At 62.3% G+C, this 20,121-nt stretch carries 18 protein-coding genes; 4 read left to right on the top strand and 14 right to left on the bottom strand.

Going from position 1 to position 20,121, the window contains the following annotated elements:
• Positions 1–97 precede the first annotated feature (97 nt).
• Positions 98–1,567 carry an IMP dehydrogenase gene (gene guaB, locus J7302_RS19145; RefSeq protein ID WP_215378332.1) on the bottom strand — a complete coding sequence of 490 codons (1,470 nt, stop codon included), beginning with the start codon at positions 1,565–1,567 and terminating at the stop codon, positions 98–100.
• A 199-nt stretch (positions 1,568–1,766) separates the two neighbouring features.
• On the bottom strand, positions 1,767–2,318 hold the full coding sequence (locus J7302_RS19140) for a sugar ABC transporter ATPase (RefSeq protein ID WP_215378329.1): 552 nt from the start codon (positions 2,316–2,318) through the stop codon (positions 1,767–1,769).
• A 102-nt stretch (positions 2,319–2,420) separates the two neighbouring features.
• Between J7302_RS19140 and xseA the strand changes: the two genes are divergently transcribed.
• From xseA to leuA, 4 genes are all read left to right on the top strand, one after another.
• Entirely contained in the window at positions 2,421–3,800 is a 1,380-nt protein-coding gene (gene xseA / locus J7302_RS19135; protein ID WP_215378327.1) for an exodeoxyribonuclease VII large subunit, read from the top strand.
• A gap of 2 nt (positions 3,801–3,802) precedes the next feature.
• A complete protein-coding gene (locus tag J7302_RS19130) occupies positions 3,803–4,633 on the top strand; it encodes a peptidoglycan DD-metalloendopeptidase family protein (RefSeq protein WP_215378325.1) in 831 nt (276 codons plus the stop codon).
• 111 nt (positions 4,634–4,744) lie between these two features.
• Positions 4,745–6,001, top strand: coding sequence for a mechanosensitive ion channel family protein (locus tag J7302_RS19125; protein WP_215378323.1), 1,257 nt, complete (start codon positions 4,745–4,747; stop codon positions 5,999–6,001).
• 354 nt (positions 6,002–6,355) lie between these two features.
• Positions 6,356–8,026 (top strand): 2-isopropylmalate synthase, encoded by a 1,671-nt coding sequence (gene leuA, locus J7302_RS19120; RefSeq protein WP_215378321.1) that lies wholly within the window; start codon positions 6,356–6,358, stop codon positions 8,024–8,026.
• Between the two features lie 412 nt (positions 8,027–8,438).
• Here the strand turns inward: leuA and J7302_RS19115 are convergent, their stop codons facing one another.
• From J7302_RS19115 to ndk, 12 genes are all read right to left on the bottom strand, one after another.
• On the bottom strand, positions 8,439–8,600 hold the full coding sequence (locus tag J7302_RS19115) for a hypothetical protein (protein ID WP_215378319.1): 162 nt from the start codon (positions 8,598–8,600) through the stop codon (positions 8,439–8,441).
• Positions 8,601–8,742: 142 nt separating this feature from the next.
• Positions 8,743–9,537, bottom strand: coding sequence for an amidohydrolase (locus J7302_RS19110; RefSeq protein ID WP_215378317.1), 795 nt, complete (start codon positions 9,535–9,537; stop codon positions 8,743–8,745).
• A complete protein-coding gene (locus J7302_RS19105; RefSeq protein WP_215378315.1) occupies positions 9,525–10,673 on the bottom strand; it encodes a pyridoxal phosphate-dependent aminotransferase in 1,149 nt (382 codons plus the stop codon). Before J7302_RS19105 ends, J7302_RS19110 begins: the two co-directional genes overlap by 13 nt.
• A 191-nt stretch (positions 10,674–10,864) precedes the next feature.
• Positions 10,865–12,343 (bottom strand): ribosome biogenesis GTPase Der, encoded by a 1,479-nt coding sequence (gene der, locus J7302_RS19100; RefSeq protein WP_215378313.1) that lies wholly within the window; start codon positions 12,341–12,343, stop codon positions 10,865–10,867.
• A 78-nt stretch (positions 12,344–12,421) separates the two neighbouring features.
• Positions 12,422–13,561 (bottom strand): outer membrane protein assembly factor BamB, encoded by a 1,140-nt coding sequence (gene bamB, locus J7302_RS19095; protein ID WP_215378311.1) that lies wholly within the window; start codon positions 13,559–13,561, stop codon positions 12,422–12,424.
• 4 nt (positions 13,562–13,565) lie between these two features.
• A complete protein-coding gene (locus tag J7302_RS19090) occupies positions 13,566–14,204 on the bottom strand; it encodes a YfgM family protein (protein WP_251702150.1) in 639 nt (212 codons plus the stop codon).
• A gap of 30 nt (positions 14,205–14,234) precedes the next feature.
• Entirely contained in the window at positions 14,235–15,524 is a 1,290-nt protein-coding gene (hisS, locus tag J7302_RS19085) for a histidine--tRNA ligase (RefSeq protein WP_215378308.1), read from the bottom strand.
• Between the two features lie 15 nt (positions 15,525–15,539).
• Complete coding sequence (ispG, locus tag J7302_RS19080; RefSeq protein ID WP_215378306.1) at positions 15,540–16,652, bottom strand: flavodoxin-dependent (E)-4-hydroxy-3-methylbut-2-enyl-diphosphate synthase; 1,113 nt, start codon at positions 16,650–16,652, stop codon at positions 15,540–15,542.
• A gap of 3 nt (positions 16,653–16,655) precedes the next feature.
• On the bottom strand, positions 16,656–17,729 hold the full coding sequence (locus tag J7302_RS19075; RefSeq protein WP_215378304.1) for a RodZ domain-containing protein: 1,074 nt from the start codon (positions 17,727–17,729) through the stop codon (positions 16,656–16,658).
• The gene (pilW, locus tag J7302_RS19070; protein ID WP_215378302.1) at positions 17,729–18,484 is read right to left on the bottom strand and encodes a type IV pilus biogenesis/stability protein PilW; all 756 of its coding nucleotides are present in this window, start codon (positions 18,482–18,484) and stop codon (positions 17,729–17,731) included. Before pilW ends, J7302_RS19075 begins: the two co-directional genes overlap by 1 nt.
• A 13-nt stretch (positions 18,485–18,497) precedes the next feature.
• Positions 18,498–19,646: a 23S rRNA (adenine(2503)-C(2))-methyltransferase RlmN gene (gene rlmN, locus J7302_RS19065; protein WP_215378299.1), complete on the bottom strand. Its 1,149-nt coding sequence runs from the start codon at positions 19,644–19,646 to the stop codon at positions 18,498–18,500.
• 24 nt (positions 19,647–19,670) lie between these two features.
• The gene (gene ndk, locus J7302_RS19060) at positions 19,671–20,102 is read right to left on the bottom strand and encodes a nucleoside-diphosphate kinase (RefSeq protein ID WP_215378295.1); all 432 of its coding nucleotides are present in this window, start codon (positions 20,100–20,102) and stop codon (positions 19,671–19,673) included.
• Between the last annotated feature and the right edge of the window lie 19 nt (positions 20,103–20,121).

Genomic DNA, 20,121 nt, shown 5'->3' with positions numbered 1-20,121 from the left:
ATGAGTTGAGCGACAAGCTGCAGGTCTCAAGCTGCCAGGGCGGGCAGCTTGGTTCCTACCTGCAGCCTGTCGCCTGCAGCTGTTGGTTGAGCTGCGCTCAACCAACCCGATAGTTCGGGGCTTCTTTGGTGATCTGTACGTCATGCACGTGGGATTCGGCCATGCCCGCTCCGGTGATGCGTACGAATTGCGGCTTGGTGCGCATGTCTTCAATGGTCGCGCAACCGGTGTAGCCCATCGAGGCACGCAGCCCCCCCATCAGCTGGTGGACGATGACGCTCAGGGAACCCTTGTACGGCACGCGGCCTTCGATACCTTCCGGCACCAGCTTCTCGGCCCCCGCGGAGGAGTCCTGGAAGTAACGGTCACTGGAGCCCTGGGATTGGGACATCGCGCCCAAGGAGCCCATGCCGCGGTAGGCTTTGTAGGTACGGCCCTGGAACAGTTCGACTTCGCCCGGAGCCTCTTCGGTACCGGCAAACATCGACCCCATCATGACGCAGGAAGCGCCAGCGACGATCGCCTTGGACAAGTCACCGGAGAAGCGGATGCCGCCGTCGGCGATCAACGGTATGCCCGAGCCAGCCAGGGCGGCCGCAACGTTGGCGATGGCGGAGATCTGCGGGACGCCGACACCCGCGACGATACGTGTGGTGCAGATGGAACCCGGGCCGATGCCGACCTTGACCGCATCGGCGCCAGCCTCGGCCAGGGCCTTGGCGGCTTCGCCCGTAGCGATGTTGCCACCGATCACCTGGACATGCGGGTAGTTGTCCTTGACCCAGCGAACGCGATCGATCACACCCTTGGAGTGGCCGTGCGCGGTATCGACCACGACCACATCAACACCTGCCGCTACCAGTGCCGCAACACGCTCACCGGTATCAGCGCCGGTCCCCACTGCAGCACCAACGCGCAGGCGACCCTGCTCGTCCTTCGACGCCAGCGGGTAGGTCTTGGCTTTTTCGATATCGCGGAAGGTGACCAGGCCGCGCAGATAGAAGTTCTCGTCGACGACCAGCATCTTCTCGATGCGATTCTCGTAGAGCTTGGCCTTCATATCCTCCAGCGGCGTGCCTTCACGGGCGGTAACCAGCTGCTCCTTCGGAGTCATGATCGCCGCGACGGTATCACCGACGTTTGGTTTGAAGCGCAGGTCGCGGCCGGTCACGATGCCGACCAATTCGCCCTCTTCCACCACCGGGAAGCCGGAGAAGCCGTACTCACGGGCGATCTGCAGCAGTTCGATGATCTTGGTCGACGGGGTCACGGTCACCGGGTCGCGGACGATCGCGGTTTCGTGACGCTTGACCTTGCGCACCTCGGCAGCCTGCTGCTCGATGGTCATGTTCTTGTGGATGATGCCGATGCCGCCTTCCTGGGCCATGGCAATGGCCAGGCGCGCTTCGGTCACGGTATCCATCGCAGCGGACACCAGCGGGATATTCAGTTCGATGCCGCGGGTCAGGCGGGTCTTGAGGCTGACATCCTTCGGCAGAACCTCGGAATAACCCGGGATCAGGAGAACGTCGTCGAAGGTCAGGGCTTCTTGGCTGATGCGCAGCATGGCGGGGAGGCTCCCAGGCGGGAAAATTGGAAGCGCGCCATTATAACGAGGCCCGGGCCTACACTCAACGCGGCCGATGGGTTACAGCGCCATTCCCCAGCAAAAAACGTTCCCCGGTCGCCCACCGAGCTCAAACCGATGCGCAATTGCCCTTGCGCCAAGCTGTTCTGGCCAAGCGACCAGCGGTAGCCAGGCCCAATCAGTCATCAACGCGAATCACACGCACAGCGAACCCCAGCCGCTCGGCAAAGGCATCGAGAAAGGCTTGGGTGAACGCCGCCTCCCCCCAGCCGTTGAAGATGAATCCCAGGTTGGAGAATCCGCAGGGCTGGAGGAACAGAAAACCATTGATATCGTCTTCATGGCCGCATTCCGGACAGGTGAAATTATCCGTGTAGCCCGGAGCCCAGTCGTCGAGGCTCTCGAACAGCGGCTCGCCGATCTCCTGACGGCACTCGGGGCAACCGGCCTCACCAAGGAATTCTCGGCTGGGGATATAGATGCAGCGCTTGTCCACCACCTCCAGACCGTTGATCGGCTGGCCGAAGGGCAGTCGCTCCGGATGCTTCACCACTTGCCGGGCGCCTGGGGCGATCGCATAGGCCATGTGGTTGCCGCGCCGGCCGCAAGTGCTGGGCAGCGCGTCGACCACCTTGCGCTTGGCCAACCAGTTCAGCATGCGCGCCGCCAGGGCCTGATGTCCCGGGACGCTGGATACCTGAGGCACGATTATCGCTTGGTTCTTCTCCATATAAGGCTCCTGCTCGGTAAGAAGGGCGCGCAGGTTAACTTCACGCCTGCCCCCGTCAACCGAGTATGGCGCAGCCAGGCAAAGCCTTTATCATGCTGCCCCATGATCAAGGACCCCTTCCAACGGCTCGGCCTCGACCGCGAGGTGCTAACCGTCAGCCAGCTCAACCAACGCGCCCGTCATCTGTTGGAAGACGTCTTCCCGCAAGTATGGGTCGAAGGCGAGATCTCCAACCTCGCCCGGCCCGCGTCAGGCCATCTTTATTTCACCCTCAAGGATGCCCAGGCCCAGGTTCGCTGCGCGCTGTTTCGCCAGAACGCCCAGCGCGTACGCCAGTCACTGCGCGATGGGCTGGCCGTGCGGGTGCGAGGCAAAGTCTCGCTGTTCGAGGGCCGCGGCGACTACCAACTGATAGCCGATGCGGTGGAACCTGCCGGTGACGGCGCCCTGCGCCTGGCTTTCGAAGCCCTGAAGGAAAAGCTCGCCGCCGAGGGACTGTTCGCCACCGAGCGCAAGCGACCACTCCCGGCCCATCCTCGCCGCATCGGCATCGTCAGCTCACCCACCGGCGCGGTAATCCGCGACATCATTAGCGTGTTCCGCCGCCGTGCGCCGCAGGTTCAGCTCACGCTGATCCCGACCGCCGTTCAGGGGCGTGAGGCCACCGCGCAGATCGTCCGCGCCCTGGCGCTGGCCGATGCCCAAGGCTTCGATGCGCTGATCCTCGCCCGTGGCGGCGGTTCGCTGGAAGACCTCTGGTGTTTCAACGAAGAGGCCGTCGCCCGCGCAGTAGCAGCTTGCCGCACGCCCATTGTCAGCGCTGTTGGCCACGAGACCGACGTATCCATCAGCGATTTCGTCGCCGATATGCGCGCCCCAACGCCTTCCGCTGCCGCCGAGCTGCTGGCGCCGGATGTCGGCGATCTGCAACAGCGCCTGGACAGCCTGCATCGGCGCCTGGTCCTGCGCCTGCGTGACCAGCTGACCCGCGAGCGCCTGCGCCTGGATGGCCTGTTCCGGCGACTGCGCCACCCTGGCGAACGCCTGCGCCAGCAGTCCCAGCGCCTGGACGAGCTCGACATGCGTCTTCGCCGTGCGTTCGAGCGCAACCTTCAGGTGCGCCACGAGCGCCTGACCCGCCTTGACACCCGCCTGGCAGCGCAGCACCCCGGCCGCGTGCTGACCCTGCTCAGGCAGAAGCTCGACAGCCTGTCCGCCCGCCTACCGCGCGCAGCCCGCGAGACCCTGAAGGATCGGCGCCAGCGCCTCGACTCCCTGGCACAAACGCTGCACGTCGTCAGCCCACTGGCCACCCTCGGGCGGGGCTACAGCATCCTGCTCGACGACAAGGGACAGGCGGTTCGCGCTGCCAGCCAGACCCGCCCCGGCCAACGCCTCAAGGCCCGACTGGCCGAAGGCGAGCTGGACGTACGGGTGGAAGATAACCACCTCACACCCATGAACCTCTCCTTGCTGGACTGATCATGCGTTTTGTAGCCGCCCTGCTCCTCTGCCTTACTCTGCCGGCCCATGCCGAAGGTTTTATCAGTCGCCTGTTGAACAAGCCGGTTCCAGGTGGCGTCGCCGTAGTCCAGCTAGGCCCGGCCAGCCAGGCGCCAACTGCCAGCTATCAAGGTAAACCGGTGCTGATCGTGCATGAGGAAGGCCGCGACTGGATCGCCATTGTCGGTATCCCCCTGACCACCAAGCCCGGCCGGCAGCAGGTCCAGGTCCAAGACGCTGACGGCAGCCGCGCCCTGGCTTTCGAGGTCCGCAGCCGGGATTACAAGGAACAGCGCATCACCCTGAAAGACACGCGAAAGGTGAACCCGCTACCCGAGGACCTCAAACGCATCGATCGCGAACTGGCGGAGCAGACCAAGGCGTATCAGCGTTTCAGCCCTGGAACACCAAGCAACCTGCTATTCGACAAACCCGTCGACGGCCCGCTCTCCAGCCCTTTCGGCCTGCGCCGCTTCTTCAATGGCGAGGAGCGCAACCCGCACTCCGGCCTGGATTTCGCCGTCGGTGCCGGCACGCCCATCAAGGCTCCTGCGGCAGGCAAGGTGATCCTGATCGGCGATTACTTCTTCAATGGCCGCACAGTGTTCCTCGACCACGGGCAAGGCCTGATCAGCATGTTCTGTCACATGTCCAAAGTGGACGTGAAGCTCGGCCAGCTGGTGCCGCGTGGCGTAGCGGTCGGGCAGGTAGGCGCTACTGGACGGGCGACCGGCCCGCACATGCACTGGAACGTCAGCCTCAATGATGTGCGGGTCGACCCGGCCATTTTCATCGGTGCATTCAGGCCCTGATCCTACACCTGCGGTTAAAAGCCTGCCGTGGGCGTGCGGCGATGGATTTGCTTAGGTCCCCCGGTTTACGGGGCTAGACCCCGCCCAGCGGATAGTCACAGGGAGCCGCCCATGCAGAGCGCATTCATCCACTGGCTGGAGTGGCTGCGGCAGCACGACGAGTTGCACACCATTGTCGCCTCCACCGTCCTCATCCTGCTCGCCTGGCTGTCCAACTGGCTGGTCAGGCGCATCCTGGTCCGCGGACTGTTCCACGCTGCCGGCGCCATTGTCCACGGCCGCGCTGCGCCGGTCCAGGACCACGGCCTGATCAAGCGCCTGGCCAATGTGGTGCCGGCGCTGGTGCTGGCCGGCGGGGTGAAGGTCGTCCCCAACCTGCCAGGCAGCCTGGTGGAAGTGGTGACCAACGTCTGCGCCGCCTTCATCATCCTTACCATCGCCCTGGCCCTGAGCGCCGTGCTGGATATCTTCAACACCCTCTACCAGCGCCGCAAGGACGCCCACCTGCGGCCGATCAAAGGCTACTTGCAGGTGCTGAAGATCGCGATCTTCGCCATCGCCACGATCCTGATGATCGCCAGCCTGATCGACCGCTCGCCGCTGATCCTGCTCTCGGGCCTCGGCGCCATGGCCGCAGTGCTGATGCTGATCTTCCAGGACACCCTGCTGTCCCTGGTGGCGAGCGTGCAGATCACCTCCAATGACATCATCCGCGTCGGCGACTGGGTGGAGATGCCTCAGTTGAACGCCGACGGCGATGTAGTCGACATCGCCCTGCATACGGTGAAGGTGCAGAACTGGGACAAGACCATCACCACTATCCCCACCAAGCGCTTCATCACCGACTCGTTCAAGAACTGGCGCGGGATGCAGGAATCCGGCGGGCGGCGGATCAAGCGCTGCCTCTACCTGGATCAGAACAGCGTGCATTTCCTCAGCGACGAGGACATCGTCCAACTGCACCGCTTCCGTCTGCTGGACAGCTATCTCAAGACCAAGGAAAGCGAGCTCCTCAGCTGGAACAGCCAACTGGACGAGTCCAGCCGCCTACCAATCAACAGTCGCCAGTTGACCAACCTCGGCACGTTCCGCGCCTACGTGGAGAATTACCTGCGGGAAAACAGCGACATCCGCAAGGACATGACGCTGCTGGTGCGCCAACTTGCGGCAACCGCAGACGGCTTGCCCCTGGAGCTTTACTGCTTCACTGCCACCACTGTCTGGTCGCGCTACGAGGCCATCCAGTCCGACATCTTCGACCACCTGCTAGCGATCCTTCCGGAGTTCGGCCTGCGAGTCTTCCAGCACCCCAGCGGGGCCGACATGCGCGAGCTGCGGCTACCCGCTGCACCGAAAGCCCCTTCCTGAAGTAGCGGTCGCGCCTGATCCTGACTCGCGAATGAGTGATGGCGCCATTCGCGAGCTGCCTCGCCTCATGCAAGAGCAACCCAATCAAGTCAGAGGCATAGTCAGCGCAATAAAATCTCATCCTTGAAGCTTCAGCGATGTAATCCACCAATTTTTCACCAAGACTTGCCATGTTCGCTCACGCCGCATAGGGTTATCCCCATGAAAACCGCACACACCCTCATTCTTCTGCGTCAACACGCCTGCCTGCGACTGGTCAGCCCGCGACTGCGTAGCTGAACCCGCTTCTGCCGCTGCTACCCATTTCGACTTGTCCGGGCTGCCCTCCAGGCCCGCAGAAAAAGGATTTGCCCCATGTCCATGCTCAAAGACCCGTCCCGCAAGTACCGTGCGTTTCCGGCTATCAACCTGCCTGACCGCACCTGGCCGTCCAAAACCATCACCGAAGTACCGATCTGGTGCAGCTCCGACCTGCGCGACGGCAACCAGTCGCTGATCGAGCCGATGGATGCGCCGAAAAAGCTGCGGTTCTTCGAGACACTGGTGAAAGTAGGCCTGAAAGAGATCGAGGTAGCGTTTCCTTCAGCCTCGCAGACGGATTTCGACTTCGTGCGCGATCTGATCGAGAACAACCGCATTCCGGACGATGTCACCATCCAGGTGCTGACCCAGGCTCGCGAAGATCTGATCACTCGCACCTTCGAGTCGCTTCGCGGAGCGAAGAAGGCCATCGTCCACGTCTATAACGCCACTGCGCCATCCTTCCGCCGCATCGTATTCAACCAGGACAAGCAAGGCGTGATCGACATCGCGGTAAACGCCGCCACGCTGATCAAGAAGCTGGCCGCCGAACAGCCGGAAACCCAGTGGACCTTCCAGTATTCGCCGGAAATCTTCAGCTCCACCGAGTTGGACTTCGCCGTAGAGGTCTGCGACGCCGTGATCAACGTGTGGCAACCGACACCGCAGAACAAAATCATCCTCAACCTGCCGGCCACCGTGGAATGTGCCACGCCGAACATCTACGCCGACCAGATCGAGTGGTTCGGCCGCCATGTCAGCCGTCGCGACTCGGTGATCATCAGCCTGCACACGCACAACGACCGCGGCACTGGCGTCGCCGCCACCGAACTGGGCCTGATGGCCGGCGCTGACCGTGTAGAAGGCTGCCTGTTCGGCAATGGCGAACGCACCGGCAACGTCGACCTGGTGACCGTCGCACTGAACATGTACACGCAGGGCTTGCACCCGCAGCTGGACTTCTCAGACATCGATGCCGTGCGCAAGGTGGTCGAAGAGTGCAACCAGTTGCCGGTACACCCGCGCCATCCCTACGTCGGCGACCTGGTGCATACCGCGTTTTCCGGTTCCCACCAGGACGCCATCCGCAAGGGCTTCGCCCAGCAGCAGGATGACGCGCTGTGGGAAGTGCCCTATCTGCCGATCGACCCGGCCGACATCGGCCGCAGCTACGAGGCGGTTATCCGTGTCAACAGCCAGTCCGGCAAGGGCGGTATCACCTTCCTGCTGGAGCAGGAGTACGGCATCAGCCTGCCGCGCCGCATGCAGATCGAATTCAGCCAGGTGGTGCAGAAGGAGACCGACCGCCTGGGCCTGGAAATGACTGCGCAGCAGATCTATCGCCTGCTCGAAAGCGAGTACCTGCAGGCCACTTCCCCGTACACCCTCAAAGGTCATCGCCTGCAGGAAGAGAACGGCACCAGCGCGGTGGATATCGAGGTTGCCGTCAAGGGTGAAACCCAGCACCTGCGCGGCATGGGCAAGGGACCGTTGGAAGCCCTGGTCGCCAGCCTGCCGGTCAAGGTGGAGATCATGGACTACTCCGAGCACGCTATCGGCTCCGGCACCAACGCCAAGGCTGCAGCCTACATCGAGCTGCGCGTCAATGACGGCCGCGCCCTGCATGGCATCGGCATCGACGAGAACCTGACCACGGCGAGCTTCCGCGCGCTGTTCAGCGCCCTCAACCGTGCGCTGAGCCAAGCTCAGGCCGAAGCGGCCTGAGGTTACTGCCGAGCGGAAAAAAACCGCTTATAGCGTAATGCTGTTCACATAAGAAAAAACGCCGCTTTTCCTTCAGCAGGAGGGCGGCGTTTTTGGTTTTACATCACGAAGTTGTTTCTGTTGGGCAGGTATCTCTCGTAGGAGCGAGCTCTGCTCGCGAACCCGCCTCCTTCGCGAGCAGAGCTCGCTCCTACGGGGCCTTCAGCTTGGTAGCCCGGATGAAATCCGGGAAAAGTCCAACCGCTGCCCCCGGATTCATCCGGGCTACGAGGCGGCAGACTGCTCCGAAGGCCGATCACGCCCCTCCTCCTATGCGCTGCCGCCAATGCCTAAGTGAACAGCATTACGCTTATAGCGGGGTTTTCTTTGCTCACGCCCTGCGCAAGTCCAAGGGCAACGCCCTGGGCCGCAATCAGTGGCAGGCGCCCTCGTCACGCCAGACCTTGCCGCTGCCGTCCAGCCCGATGAAGGCCGGATTGCCCGGCTCGTTGCCACGGGTCCACCAGCGGGCGAGGTACTCACGCCCCTTCCACTGCACATTGTCAGCGTCTGGTACTCGGCGTTCGCTTTCCACTCGGGTTTGCAGGTGGCAGAGGTCGCCACCAGGCGGAGATAGCGGGCCGCCGCGGTATGGAGGGGTATTTCGGACGCGTCCTAAGAGCGAGCGATCGACAGGCACCTCGGCACCGGGGTGGTGCCGAGGCGGAATGAGGTGGTCAGGGCTGGATGCTGAAGCTATCCGCATCCAGGTACGCGGGGAAGCGCTCGCGATAGGACGCCAGATGGGCCGCCGAAAGCGTAGCGAGGAACACGCCATCGCCGCCACCGGTATCCAGCATGGTTTCGCCTTGGAAATCGAGCACCTGGCTGTCGCCACTGTAGGCGTGGCCCTTGCCGTCCTCGCCGACGCGGTTCACTGCCGCGACGTAACAGAGGTTCTCCACCGCTCGGGCCGGCAGCAGTCGATTCCAGTGATGGCGGCGCGCTGCCGGCCAGTTCGCTGTGTACAGCAGCAGGTCGGTGCCGTGTGGATCACGGCTCCAGACCGGGAAGCGAAGGTCGTAACAGATAAGCGGGCGTATCCGCCAACCCTTCAGCTCGAACAGGGCCTGGGTTTCCCCCGGCGTGTAATGCTTGTGTTCGCCGGCCATGCGAAACAGGTGGCGTTTGTCGTAGTGCAGCACCTCGCCATCCGGGCGTGCCCAGAGCAGGCGGTTACGGTGGCTGCCATCGGCTGCCCGGATGATCAGGCTGCCGGTGATCACGGCGTCAAGGCGTCGTGCCTGCGCTTGCAGCCAGGCATAAGTCGGGCCCTGCTCGGGCTCGGCCAATGCCTCGGACTCCATCGAGAAACCCGTGGTGAACATTTCCGGCAGGACGATGAGATGGGCACCACGCGCCGATTCGAGGAAGTCTTCGAAATGCGCGAGGTTGGCCGCGCGGTCATGCCAGGACAGGGTGGTTTGCACCAACGCCAGCCTGAGGTCTGGAAGTGCGGTCAGATCGCGCATAGCTTTTCCGCTGCCTGACGCAGCGTCTCCTCACGTTTGGCGAAGCAGAAGCGCACCAGGCGCAGGTCCTTCGGTGGACTCTGGTAGAAGACCGATACAGGAATTGCCGCAACGCCATGCTCGCGGGTCAACCATTCGGACATGGCCACATCGTCAAGCTCGGGACGGATGGCGCTGTAATCCACCAACTGGAAGTAGGTACCCGGCGCCCGGGTGAAGCTGAAGCGCGAAACCGCCAGGAGGTCGCAGAATAGATCGCGTTTGCCCTGGTAGAAGCCTGGCAGCTCGGCCAGGTGCTCGGGGTGCTCGGCCATGAAGTCGGCCAGCGCCCATTGCAGCGGGGTTACGCCACAGAAGTTGACGTATTGGTGCACTTTGCGCAGCTCAGCCGACAGTGCTGGCGGCGCTACGACGTAACCCGTCTTCCAACCCGTGACGTGGTAGCTCTTGCCAAACGAGCTGATGACGAAGGCACGCGCATACAACTCATCGTGCTGCAGGACACTCACATGCTGGGCGCCATCGAACACCAGGTGTTCGTAGACCTCGTCCGAAATCAGGTAGATATCGCGGTCGCGGATCAGCTCCGCGAGCTGGTCCAGTTCGGCGCGGGAAATCAGTGCCCCACTGGGGTTGTGCGGGCTGTTGATGATGATCAGCCGCGTCCGCGAACTGAGCGCATCGTGCATGCGCTGCCAGTCGATGGAGAAGCCGGGCAGGGCCAGAGGCACATGGACGCAGCGACCGCCGGCCAACTCAACCGAGGGCTCGTAGCTGTCGTATGACGGGTCGAGGACGATCACTTCATCGCCGGCCTGCACCACGGCCTGGATCGCACAGAAGATCGCTTCGGTGGCGCCGGGGGTGATGGTCACCTCGCTATCGGAACTGACCTGGCGGCGGTAGAAGGTCGCTACCTTCGCCGCGACCTGCTCACGCAACGCCGGCAAGCCGGTCATGGGCGCGTATTGGTTATGCCCGGCAGTGATGTGCCGACCGACCGCCTCGCAGAGAGCAGCCGGCGCGGCGAAATCAGGGAAGCCCTGGGACAGGTTGAGCGCGCCGGTTTCCGCGGCGAGCTGGGACATGCGGGTGAAAATCGTGGTGCCGACGTTGGGCAACTTGCTGTGGATCATTTCATCAGGCCGCTGGCGACTGGGGAGTGCGCATAGCTTAAAGCCTGAGTGTGGTGGTCACCAACCTGAGCATGTCCTTGGCGGGGCACCGAGGCGTTTCGTGAATGAATTCGCCCCCTCAAGGGATGCCAGCCCCCCACGAGTCGTGAAAAAGGGCGCCACCTGGGCGCCCTCTTCCGATTCAGCGAGCATCAACGCTTCTTGTCGCGGCGTTTCTTCTCTGCCTTCTTGTGGTGCGACATGAGCCGGCGCTTCTTGTTCACCTGGCGCTCTGTCAGGGTATTCTTCTTGCCTTCGTACGGGTTTTCGCCACCCTTGTACTCGATACGGATCGGCGTACCGACCAGGCGCAACACCCTTCTGTAGGTGTTTTCCAGGTAGCGGGTGTAGGAGCGCGGTACCGCATCCACCTGGTTGCCGTGGATAACGATCAGCGGCGGGTTGGCACCGCCCAAGTGGGCATAACGCAGCTTGATGCGACGGCCGTTGACCATCGGCGGCTGGTGCTCCTGCACAGCATCCTCGAGGATCTGGGTAAGGCGGCTGGTGGGCCAGCGGGTAATGGCCGAGCGGAAGGACTCCTGCACCGACTTGTACAGATGCCCAACTCCGGTGCCATGCAAAGCCGAGATGAAGTGGATGTCGGCGAAATCGACGAAGAAAAGCCGGCGCTCGAGCTCGGTCTTCACATAATCACGCTCGCCCGGCTCCATGCCATCCCACTTGTTCAGCGCGATGACCAGCGCACGGCCGGTCTCCAGCACAAACCCGAGCAGGTTCAGGTCGTGCTCGACCACCCCTTCGCGGGCATCCATGACGAAGATCACCACGTTGGCGTCCTGGATCGCCTGCAGCGTCTTGACTACCGAGAACTTTTCCACCGCCTCGAATATCTTGCCGCGACGGCGCACGCCGGCGGTGTCGATCAGGGTGTACTTCTCTTCGTTGCGCTCGAATGGAATGTAGATGCTGTCGCGCGTCGTACCGGCCTGGTCGTACACGATCACCCGCTCTTCACCTAGCATGCGGTTGACCAGGGTCGACTTGCCAACGTTGGGACGGCCGATGATGGCGATCTTGATGCCATCCTTCTCACTCGGCCCGGGCACGCGGCTCGGTTCGGCGCCTTCGGCAACCTCCTCAGCCTCGGAGGCTTCGAGTTCGTCGGCATCCTGATCGCGGGGGAAAATACCCAGCGCTTCCTGCAGCATGTGGTTGATGCCGCGGCCGTGGGCAGCTGCAATCGGCAGGGCGTCACCCAGACCCAGCGGGCTGAACTCTGCTCGAGCCAGGTCAGGGTCAACGGTGTCGACCTTGTTCGCCACCAGGAAGCAGCGTTTATTCCGCTTGCGCAGGTGCTCGGCGATCATCTGGTCGGCAGCGGTCATCCCGGCGCGGGAATCCACCATGAACAGCACGGCGTCTGCTTCTTCGATGGCCTGCAGGGACTGCGCGGCCATTTTCGCATCGATACCATCCTCGTCGCCGGAGATTCCCCCTGTGTCAACGACGATGTAGGTACGCCCCTGCCACTTCGCCTCGCCATACTGGCGGTCACGGGTCAGACCGGCGTACTCCGCAACGATCGCGTTGCGGGTCTTGGTCAGGCGGTTGAACAAGGTGGACTTGCCCACGTTGGGCCGCCCCACCAGGGCGATTACGGGAACCATAAGGCTCTCCACTGTTTAATTCTGAAAACACAAAGGCCGCTACCGTCGAACGGCAGCGGCCGGACATCGTGGTTTAGCTTAGCGGATGGTCAGGGCGACCAGCTTGCCACCGTTGCCATAGGCATACATCCACTCGCCAACCACCAGCGGCCGGGCACGCAGGCCGTCACCGTCAACCTTCGTACGGCCGACGAAATGACCGTCCACCTGGCTCAACAGGTGCACATAACCTTCGTAATCACCTACCGCCACATAGCTGGAAAACACTTCAGGAGCCGACAGCTGGCGACGTGCCAGCGAGTCGTTGGTCCACAGGGCAGAGGCAGAGCGCTCGTCGATTCCTTCGACGCTGCCATTGGCCAGGCTTACGTAAACGTTGCCGAAACCCTGCGCAACGCCAGCATAGCTGGAAGCTTCGCGCTGCCAGAGCACGCGACCGCTCTCCAAGTCGAGCGCAGCGACGCGACCCTGATACGTCGCGACATACAGCGTGTCGGCCGACAGCAGCAGCCCGCCGTCGATGTCTACCACGCGATCCAGTTCGGAACGCCCCTGGGGAACGGCAACACGCTGCTCCCACACCGGAATGCCACGCTGGACGTCCAGGGCGATTACCTTGCCGCTGGACAGGCCGGCAACAGCCAGACGGTTGGTCACTACCGGGCCACCGGTTCCACGCAGGGTCAGCACGGCGGGCGTGTTCTCGAACATCCAGCGCTGGTTGCCGGTCGATGCATCGAAGGCGAACAGGGTGTCGTTCTGGGTCTGTACCACGACCACGTCACCGTTGCTGGCTGGCGGCGCGAGCACTTCGCCATTGACGCGGGAACGCCATTTTTCTTCGCCCGTGCTGGCGTCCAGCGCCACCACTTCACCTTTCAAGGTACCAAGCATGACAAGGCCGGAACCCACACCAACGGCGCCGGAAACCGGGAGTTCGAGATCCTGCTTCCAGATCACATCGCCGTCGAAGCGGTTGATCGCCATGACCACGCCTTCGACATCGGCGGCGTAGATCACGTCGCCATCGACAGCTGGAACCAGCAGGTTATAGGTTTCACCCTGGCCTTCGCCGATCGACCGGCTCCAGCCCTTCTCCAGCGATACTTCCTCGGTAATCTCAGGCAGCTCGGCAGGAGGCAGTTCCTTCTTGCTATTGCTGCTGCAACCGACAGCCAGGACGGCGAGGGCGAGCAGTGCGGCATTCTTCCAACGCATCACGTCAGGCGTCCCCTTTTGCCAGGTCGTCGATTTTCATCTGCAGGCCACCCACGGCAGCATCTTCTGGCAATGCGGCCTTGGCCTTCTGGTAGGCGGCATGAGCCTCGTCGGCACGCCCCAGTTGCACCAGGAAGTCACCCTTGAGCTCTTCACGGCTGGCAGCGAACGCCTTGTCAGCATCCCCCTCCAGCAGCTTCAGCGCATCCTCGGCTTTCCCTTGAGCGGCCAAGACCCGTGCCAGGCGCTGGCGAGCCAACTCGGCCAAGGTGTCATCGGCGGGCTTGTCGAGTACAGTCTTGAGCTCGGCAGCGGCATCGTCGAGTTTACCGGCTTCGACCGCGACCTTGGCCACGAACAGACTGCCGTACTGGGCGTAATGACTACCGGCAAATTCGCTCTTCAGCTTGCCAGCGAGTTCTGCCACCTTGGCTGCATCGGGAGTGCCGCTCGGGGTAAGTGTCGTTTCCAGCAGCTGTTGGTACAGGATCGAAGCACCCTGAGCCTGGTTGGCCTGGTACTTCTGCCAGGCCTGCCATCCGAAGACCACGGCCAGCGCCAATACGCCGCCAGTGAGCAAGGGCTTGCCGTTGCGTTGCCACCAGTCCTTGAGCTCCGCAATCTGTTCTTCTTCGGTTTGCATGCTGATCCCTTACTCCTAATCGCTGAATGCTCAAGCCTGCGCCAGGCAGGCGGCCAGGTGCTCGGCAAGAGCGTCCCAGGCAATGCTTTGTTGTTCGCTGTCATCACGCAGCGGCTTGAAACCTACCACGCGCTTGGCAAGTTCGTCGTCCCCCAGGATCAGGGCGTAGCGCGCCCCGCTCTTGTCGGCTTTCTTGAACTGACTCTTGAAACTTCCGGCCCCGGCATTGACCAGCAAGCGCACGCCCGGCAATGCATCGCGCAGCCGCTCGGCCAGGCCCAGGGCTGCCAGTTCGGCCGGCTCGCCGAAGGCGCAGAGATAGACATCCGCCGGCCTGCTCAGCTCTTCCGGCACCAGGCCGAGAGTTTCCAGCAGCAGCACAAGGCGTTCGACGCCCATCGCGTAACCAACACCCGGAGTCGGCTTGCCACCGAACTGGCTGACCAGTCCGTCGTAGCGGCCGCCGGCACAAACGGTGCCCTGGGCACCAAGCTTGTCGGTCACCCACTCGAAAACGGTCCGGCCGTAATAGTCGAGGCCGCGGACCAGCTTCTGGTTGATCTCGTAGCGGATGCCGACGGCATCCAGGCGCGCCTTGAGCCCCTCGAAGTGGGCGATAGATTCTTCGTCCAGGTAGTCGTGCAAGGTCGGGGCGTCGACCAGGAGTGCCTGGGTGCCACCATTCTTGCTGTCGAGGATGCGCAGAGGGTTGGTCGTCAGGCGGCGCTGGCTGTCTTCGTCCAGCAGGTCATAACGCTCCTGCAGGTAAGCCACCAGGGCATCCCGGTAACGCGCACGCGCCTCGCTGGAGCCCAGGCTATTGAGCTGCAGGGTCACTGCGTCGGCGAGGCCGAGCTTTTTCCAAAGGCGCCAGGTCAGGACGATGAGCTCAGCGTCGATATCCGGCCCGGGTAGGTTGAAGACCTCGACACCCATCTGGTGGAACTGGCGATAACGGCCTTTCTGAGGCTTTTCGTAGCGGAACATCGGGCCGGTGTACCAGAGTTTCTGGACCTGGCCGCCGCCAGTGAGACCATGCTCCAGCATCGCCCGCACGCAGCCGGCAGTACCTTCTGGCCGCAAGGTCAGGGACTCTTCGTTGCGGTCGAGGAAGGTGTACATCTCCTTGTCGACCACGTCGGTGCCTTCGCCGATGCCACGCGCAAACAGCTCGGTGAACTCGAGGATCGGCAGGCGGATTTCCTTGTAACCATAGCCATCCAGCAATTCCGCCAGGGTATTTTCCAGGTAGCGCCAGGTGGGCGTCTGTTCCGGCAGGATGTCATTCATGCCACGGATAGCTTGCAGGGTCTTGCTCACGAGGATTCCTTAAATTCAGCTACGGGCGATGACCGCCGCATCAGCCTCGGCCTTTTCAGCCGCTTTCTGGCGGATCAGGCGCTCCAGCTCATCGACCAGGTTGTCATTGGTCAGTTTCTGAGCGGGCTTGCCGTCGATATAGACGAGGTTGTTCGGTGTGCCACCGGTCAGACCTACATGGGCCTCCTTGGCTTCACCGGGGCCGTTGACCACACAACCGATTACGGCGACATCCAGCGGGACCAGCAGGTCCTCAAGACGACCCTCCAGCTCGTTCATGGTCTTGACCACATCGAAGTTCTGCCGCGAGCAGCTCGGGCAGGCGATGAAGTTGATGCCGCGCGAGCGCAGGTGGAGCGACTTGAGGATGTCGAAGCCGACCTTGACCTCTTCGACCGGATCGGCGGCTAGCGAGATACGGATAGTATCGCCAATACCTTCAGCCAGCAGCATGCCCAGGCCGACTGCGGACTTCACCGTTCCAGAACGCAGCCCACCCGCCTCGGTGATACCGAGGTGCAGCGGTTGTACGATCTGCTTGGCCAGCAGGCGATAAGCTTCGACGGCCATAAAGACATCGGAGGCCTTGACGCTGACCTTGAAATCTTGGAAATCGAGCTTGTCGAGGTGTTCGACGTGGCGCATTGCAGACTCGACCAGTGCTTGCGGGGTCGGCTCGCCGTACTTTTTTTGCAGGTCCTTCTCCAGTGAACCAGCGTTGACCCCGATGCGGATTGGAATGCCACGGTCGCGAGCTGCATCTACCACTGCCCTGACACGGTCCTCTCGGCCGATATTGCCGGGGTTGATGCGCAGGCAATCGACACCCAATTCAGCGACGCGCAAGGCAATCTTGTAGTCAAAGTGGATATCGGCAACCAGAGGTACCTGGACCAGCTGTTTGATCTTGCCGAAGGCTTCGGCTGCGTCCATGTCCGGCACGGATACGCGAACGATATCGACGCCTGCGTCAACCAGTCGCTGGATCTGGCCAACGGTAGCGGCGACATCGCAGGTGTCTGTGTTGGTCATGCTCTGCACCGCAATGGGCGCATCGCCGCCCACGGGAACAGAACCTACCCAGATTTTCCGGGAGTGACGGCGTTTGATCGGAGATTCGCAATGCATGGGTTACTGCCCCAACTTCAGACGTGCGGTTTCGCCACGGACGAAGGGTGCGACGTCCACGGATTGGCCGTTGAAGCTAAGCTGCGCGCCGCGGGCGAAACCCAGGCGGACTTCGAAGGGAACCTTGCCGGCCAACTCCAGGCTATCGCCGGTTCGCTTCAGAGCGCTGACCAGTACCTTGCCATCGGCGTCGGTAACCTGGGTCCAGCAGTTAGCAGTGAATTTGATACGTACGACCCCCTGCCCGGCGGCAACGGCCGGCGGCTGAGGTGCCGCAGCGGAAGCAGGAGCAGAGGCAACTGCGGCAACGCTCGCTGCCGGCACTGCCGGTATTGCGGGCGCCGGAGCTGGAACTGCCGGCGCAGGTGTCGGTGCGGCTGGATTGGCGGGCGTTGGTATGGGGTCCTCAGGGGAGCCCGGGGGTGCCGGAGCCTCACTTGCCGGAGCAGCAGGCGCGGCCGGAGTCGCGTCGGGTGACTGGGCCTGATCAGGTTGGGCCGCCAGTTCAGGCGAAACCTGGACGGGCACGGGAGCCTCCCCCTCCCGGGCTTGTGCAGCGGCCTGGTCTTCGGGTTCATCCAGCGGGTGGATCTGCGTTGTGCCATCGGCACTCTCGACTTCCACATGTTCAAGACTGGCGCCGGCAGGCTCTTCCTTGCCACGCTGCGACTGGTCCTGCCACCAGAGGAAGCCGATACCACCAAGGGCCACCAGGATGACAAAGCTGACAATTCGCAGAACACTCTGCGACAGGCGCACAGGTTCTTCGATACGACCGAGGCTGTGCACACTGCTGCCCTTGGCATCGGTACCGGTGTACTGGTCGAATTCGTTCACCAGGCTGGCCTGGTCCATGCCCAACAACTTTGCGTAGGCGCGCACGTAGCCTCGGGCGAAGGTATGCCCCGGCAGCTGGTCGAACGCTCCAGCTTCGAGCTGGCGCAGGGCCTGCTCGGTCAGGTTGAGATGACGAGCGACCTCGTCGATCGTCCAGTCTTTGCCCTCGCGGGCGTGACGCAGGGTCTCGCCTGGGTTCGCGCGAGTCGCCGCTACAGCTTCGGGATGCGACGCTTTCATCATTGCTCCGAAAGGTATTGCTGATATTCCGGCGTACCGGGATAGAGTCGTTTGAGTTGCAGGCCCAGGGTGGCAGCCTGATCACGGTCTTCAAAAATCCGTGCCAGGCGCGAGCCGAGCAGCAGGCTCCGCGCATTCTGTGGGGCTATGCCGCTGAAACGCTTGTAATAATCACGTGCCGGGACGTACTGCTTTTCGTTGAACGAGAGCTGAGCCATCTCCAACAGCGCCAATGGCTGCTGACGATTGAGGCGCAGGGACTTCTCGAAATGCTGCTTGGCCAACGGCACCTGCTGCATCTTCAACGCGGTCATGCCGAGGTTCTCGAAGACACGTGAGCGCTCTGGATAGAGGTTATCAGCAGCCGCTTCCTCGAAGCGCTCATAAGCGTCCTTGTAACGCCCCTGCTCGAAGAGGAAGCTGCCGTAGTTGTTCAGGATACGAGCATCCTTACGCGCCGATAGCGCCTTGCGGTAGTGCTCATCAGCCAGTTCAGGCTCGATCTCGCTCTGGAACACCAAGGCCAGTGCCGCATGTGCGTCGGCGTTCGAAGGATCCAGTTCCAGGGCTTTCTTCAGCGGTACCTTGGCCCGCTCCGAATCGCCCTGCTGCAGGTAACCGATGCCCAACTGGATATAGGCGTCACGCGCGGCATCACGCCCCTGGTCAGTCGTCATCGGATCGACGTGACCAGTCGACACGCAGGCAGCCAGCAGGCTAGCGAAAACAAGCAGCAGCATGGCGCGCAGGGTCATGGGTGTTCGTCCTTCAGTTCCGGTTCGCAGTATCGCGTGCAGTCTCAGCGTCAGCATTCAGCTGACGCACAGCGATATAGCGCTCGCTGCGGCGGGTGCGATCCATCACCTGGCCGACCAGCTGTCCACAGGCTGCGTCGATGTCTTCGCCACGGGTGGTGCGGACGGTGACATTGTGTCCGGCCTTGTGCAACAAGTCCTGGAAGCGGCGGATCGAGTTGTTGCTCGGCCGCTCATACCCCGAGTGCGGGAACGGGTTGAAGGGGATCAAGTTGATCTTGCAAGGGAAGTCCTTGAGCAACTCGATCATCTGCGCCGCGTGCGCGGGCTGGTCGTTGACGTCCTTGAGCAGGGTGTACTCGATCGTCAGCACGCGCTTTTCGCCAAGACGGGAGATATAGCGGCGGCAGGCGTCCAGTACCACAGCCAGCGGATACTTCTTGTTGATCGGTACCAACTCATTGCGCAGCGGGTCGTTTGGTGCGTGCAGCGACAACGCCAGCGATACATCGATCACTTCGCCAAGCTTGTCGATCATCGGGGCCACGCCCGAGGTGGACAGCGTAACTTTGCGCTTGGAGATACCGTAGCCGAGGTCGTCCATCATGATGTTCATGGCGGCGACCACGTTATCGAAATTCAGCAGCGGTTCGCCCATGCCCATCATCACCACGTTGGTGATGGCACGGTCGATCTTCGCCGGGATGGTGCCGAACGATTTGTTGGCGATCCAGACCTGGCCGATCACTTCAGCCGAGGTCAGGTCACTGTTGAAACCCTGCTTGCCGGTGGAGCAGAAGCTGCAATCCAGCGCACAGCCGGCCTGGGACGAAACGCAGAGCGTGCCGCGCCCTCCCTGGGGAATGTAAACAGTTTCAACGCAGCTACCGGAGGCCACGCGCACCACCCATTTGCGGGTGCCGTCGCTGGAAATATCCTGACTGACCACTTCCGGGCCGCGAATCTCGGCAGAGGCCTTGAGCTTTTCGCGCAAGGCCTTGCCGATATTGCTCATGGCGTCGAAATCATCGACGCCAAAGTGGTGAATCCACTTCATCACCTGGCCGGCGCGGAAGCGCTTCTCCCCGATGGACTCGAAGAAGCTTTCCAGTTGCGGCTGGGTCAGGCCCAGCAGGTTCACTTTACCGGTTGATTCAGTCATGGCTTCACCCTCGCGCGTTCGCCATTAGCGAATGCGAGCGCACACCTCGGTGGCGGCGAAGAAGTAAGCGATTTCGCGAGCAGCGGAAGCCTCGGAGTCGGAACCGTGAACGGCGTTTTCGTCGATGGAAACGGCGAAATCGGCGCGAATGGTGCCAGCGTCAGCTTTCTTCGGATCGGTAGCGCCCATCAGCTCACGGTTCTTGGCAATGGCGTTCTCGCCTTCCAGTACCTGAACGACAACCGGACCGGAGGTCATGAAGGAAACGAGGTCCTTGAAGAAGCCGCGCTCCTTGTGCTCGGCATAGAAGCCGCCGGCTTCGCGCTCGGACAGCTGGACCATTTTGGCCGCAACGACGCGCAGGCCAGCCTTTTCGAAGCGGGTGACGATCTCACCAACGACGTTCTTGGCAACGGCATCCGGCTTGATGATGGAGAGGGTACGTTCGACAGCCATGGAAAAACTCCAGAAACAA

It is taken from the genome of Metapseudomonas boanensis (assembly GCF_018704125.1).
GTDB lineage: Bacteria > Pseudomonadota > Gammaproteobacteria > Pseudomonadales > Pseudomonadaceae > Metapseudomonas > Metapseudomonas boanensis.
This window is presented reverse-complemented; position numbering and strand designations above follow the sequence as displayed.

Bases quoted from the DNA above. Each gene is read 5' to 3' on its own strand.
- guaB (WP_215378332.1), bottom strand. From the start codon at position 1,567: ATGCTGCGCATCAGCCAAGAAGCCCTGACCTTCGACGACGTTCTCCTG.
- J7302_RS19140 (WP_215378329.1), bottom strand. From the start codon at position 2,318: ATGGAGAAGAACCAAGCGATAATCGTGCCTCAGGTATCCAGCGTCCCG.
- xseA (WP_215378327.1), top strand. From the start codon at position 2,421: ATGATCAAGGACCCCTTCCAACGGCTCGGCCTCGACCGCGAGGTGCTA.
- J7302_RS19130 (WP_215378325.1), top strand. From the start codon at position 3,803: ATGCGTTTTGTAGCCGCCCTGCTCCTCTGCCTTACTCTGCCGGCCCAT.
- J7302_RS19125 (WP_215378323.1), top strand. From the start codon at position 4,745: ATGCAGAGCGCATTCATCCACTGGCTGGAGTGGCTGCGGCAGCACGAC.
- leuA (WP_215378321.1), top strand. From the start codon at position 6,356: ATGTCCATGCTCAAAGACCCGTCCCGCAAGTACCGTGCGTTTCCGGCT.
- J7302_RS19110 (WP_215378317.1), bottom strand. From the start codon at position 9,537: ATGCGCGATCTGACCGCACTTCCAGACCTCAGGCTGGCGTTGGTGCAA.
- J7302_RS19105 (WP_215378315.1), bottom strand. From the start codon at position 10,673: ATGATCCACAGCAAGTTGCCCAACGTCGGCACCACGATTTTCACCCGC.
- der (WP_215378313.1), bottom strand. From the start codon at position 12,343: ATGGTTCCCGTAATCGCCCTGGTGGGGCGGCCCAACGTGGGCAAGTCC.
- bamB (WP_215378311.1), bottom strand. From the start codon at position 13,561: ATGCGTTGGAAGAATGCCGCACTGCTCGCCCTCGCCGTCCTGGCTGTC.
- J7302_RS19090 (WP_251702150.1), bottom strand. From the start codon at position 14,204: ATGCAAACCGAAGAAGAACAGATTGCGGAGCTCAAGGACTGGTGGCAA.
- ispG (WP_215378306.1), bottom strand. From the start codon at position 16,652: ATGCATTGCGAATCTCCGATCAAACGCCGTCACTCCCGGAAAATCTGG.
- J7302_RS19075 (WP_215378304.1), bottom strand. From the start codon at position 17,729: ATGAAAGCGTCGCATCCCGAAGCTGTAGCGGCGACTCGCGCGAACCCA.
- pilW (WP_215378302.1), bottom strand. From the start codon at position 18,484: ATGACCCTGCGCGCCATGCTGCTGCTTGTTTTCGCTAGCCTGCTGGCT.
- rlmN (WP_215378299.1), bottom strand. From the start codon at position 19,646: ATGACTGAATCAACCGGTAAAGTGAACCTGCTGGGCCTGACCCAGCCG.
- ndk (WP_215378295.1), bottom strand. From the start codon at position 20,102: ATGGCTGTCGAACGTACCCTCTCCATCATCAAGCCGGATGCCGTTGCC.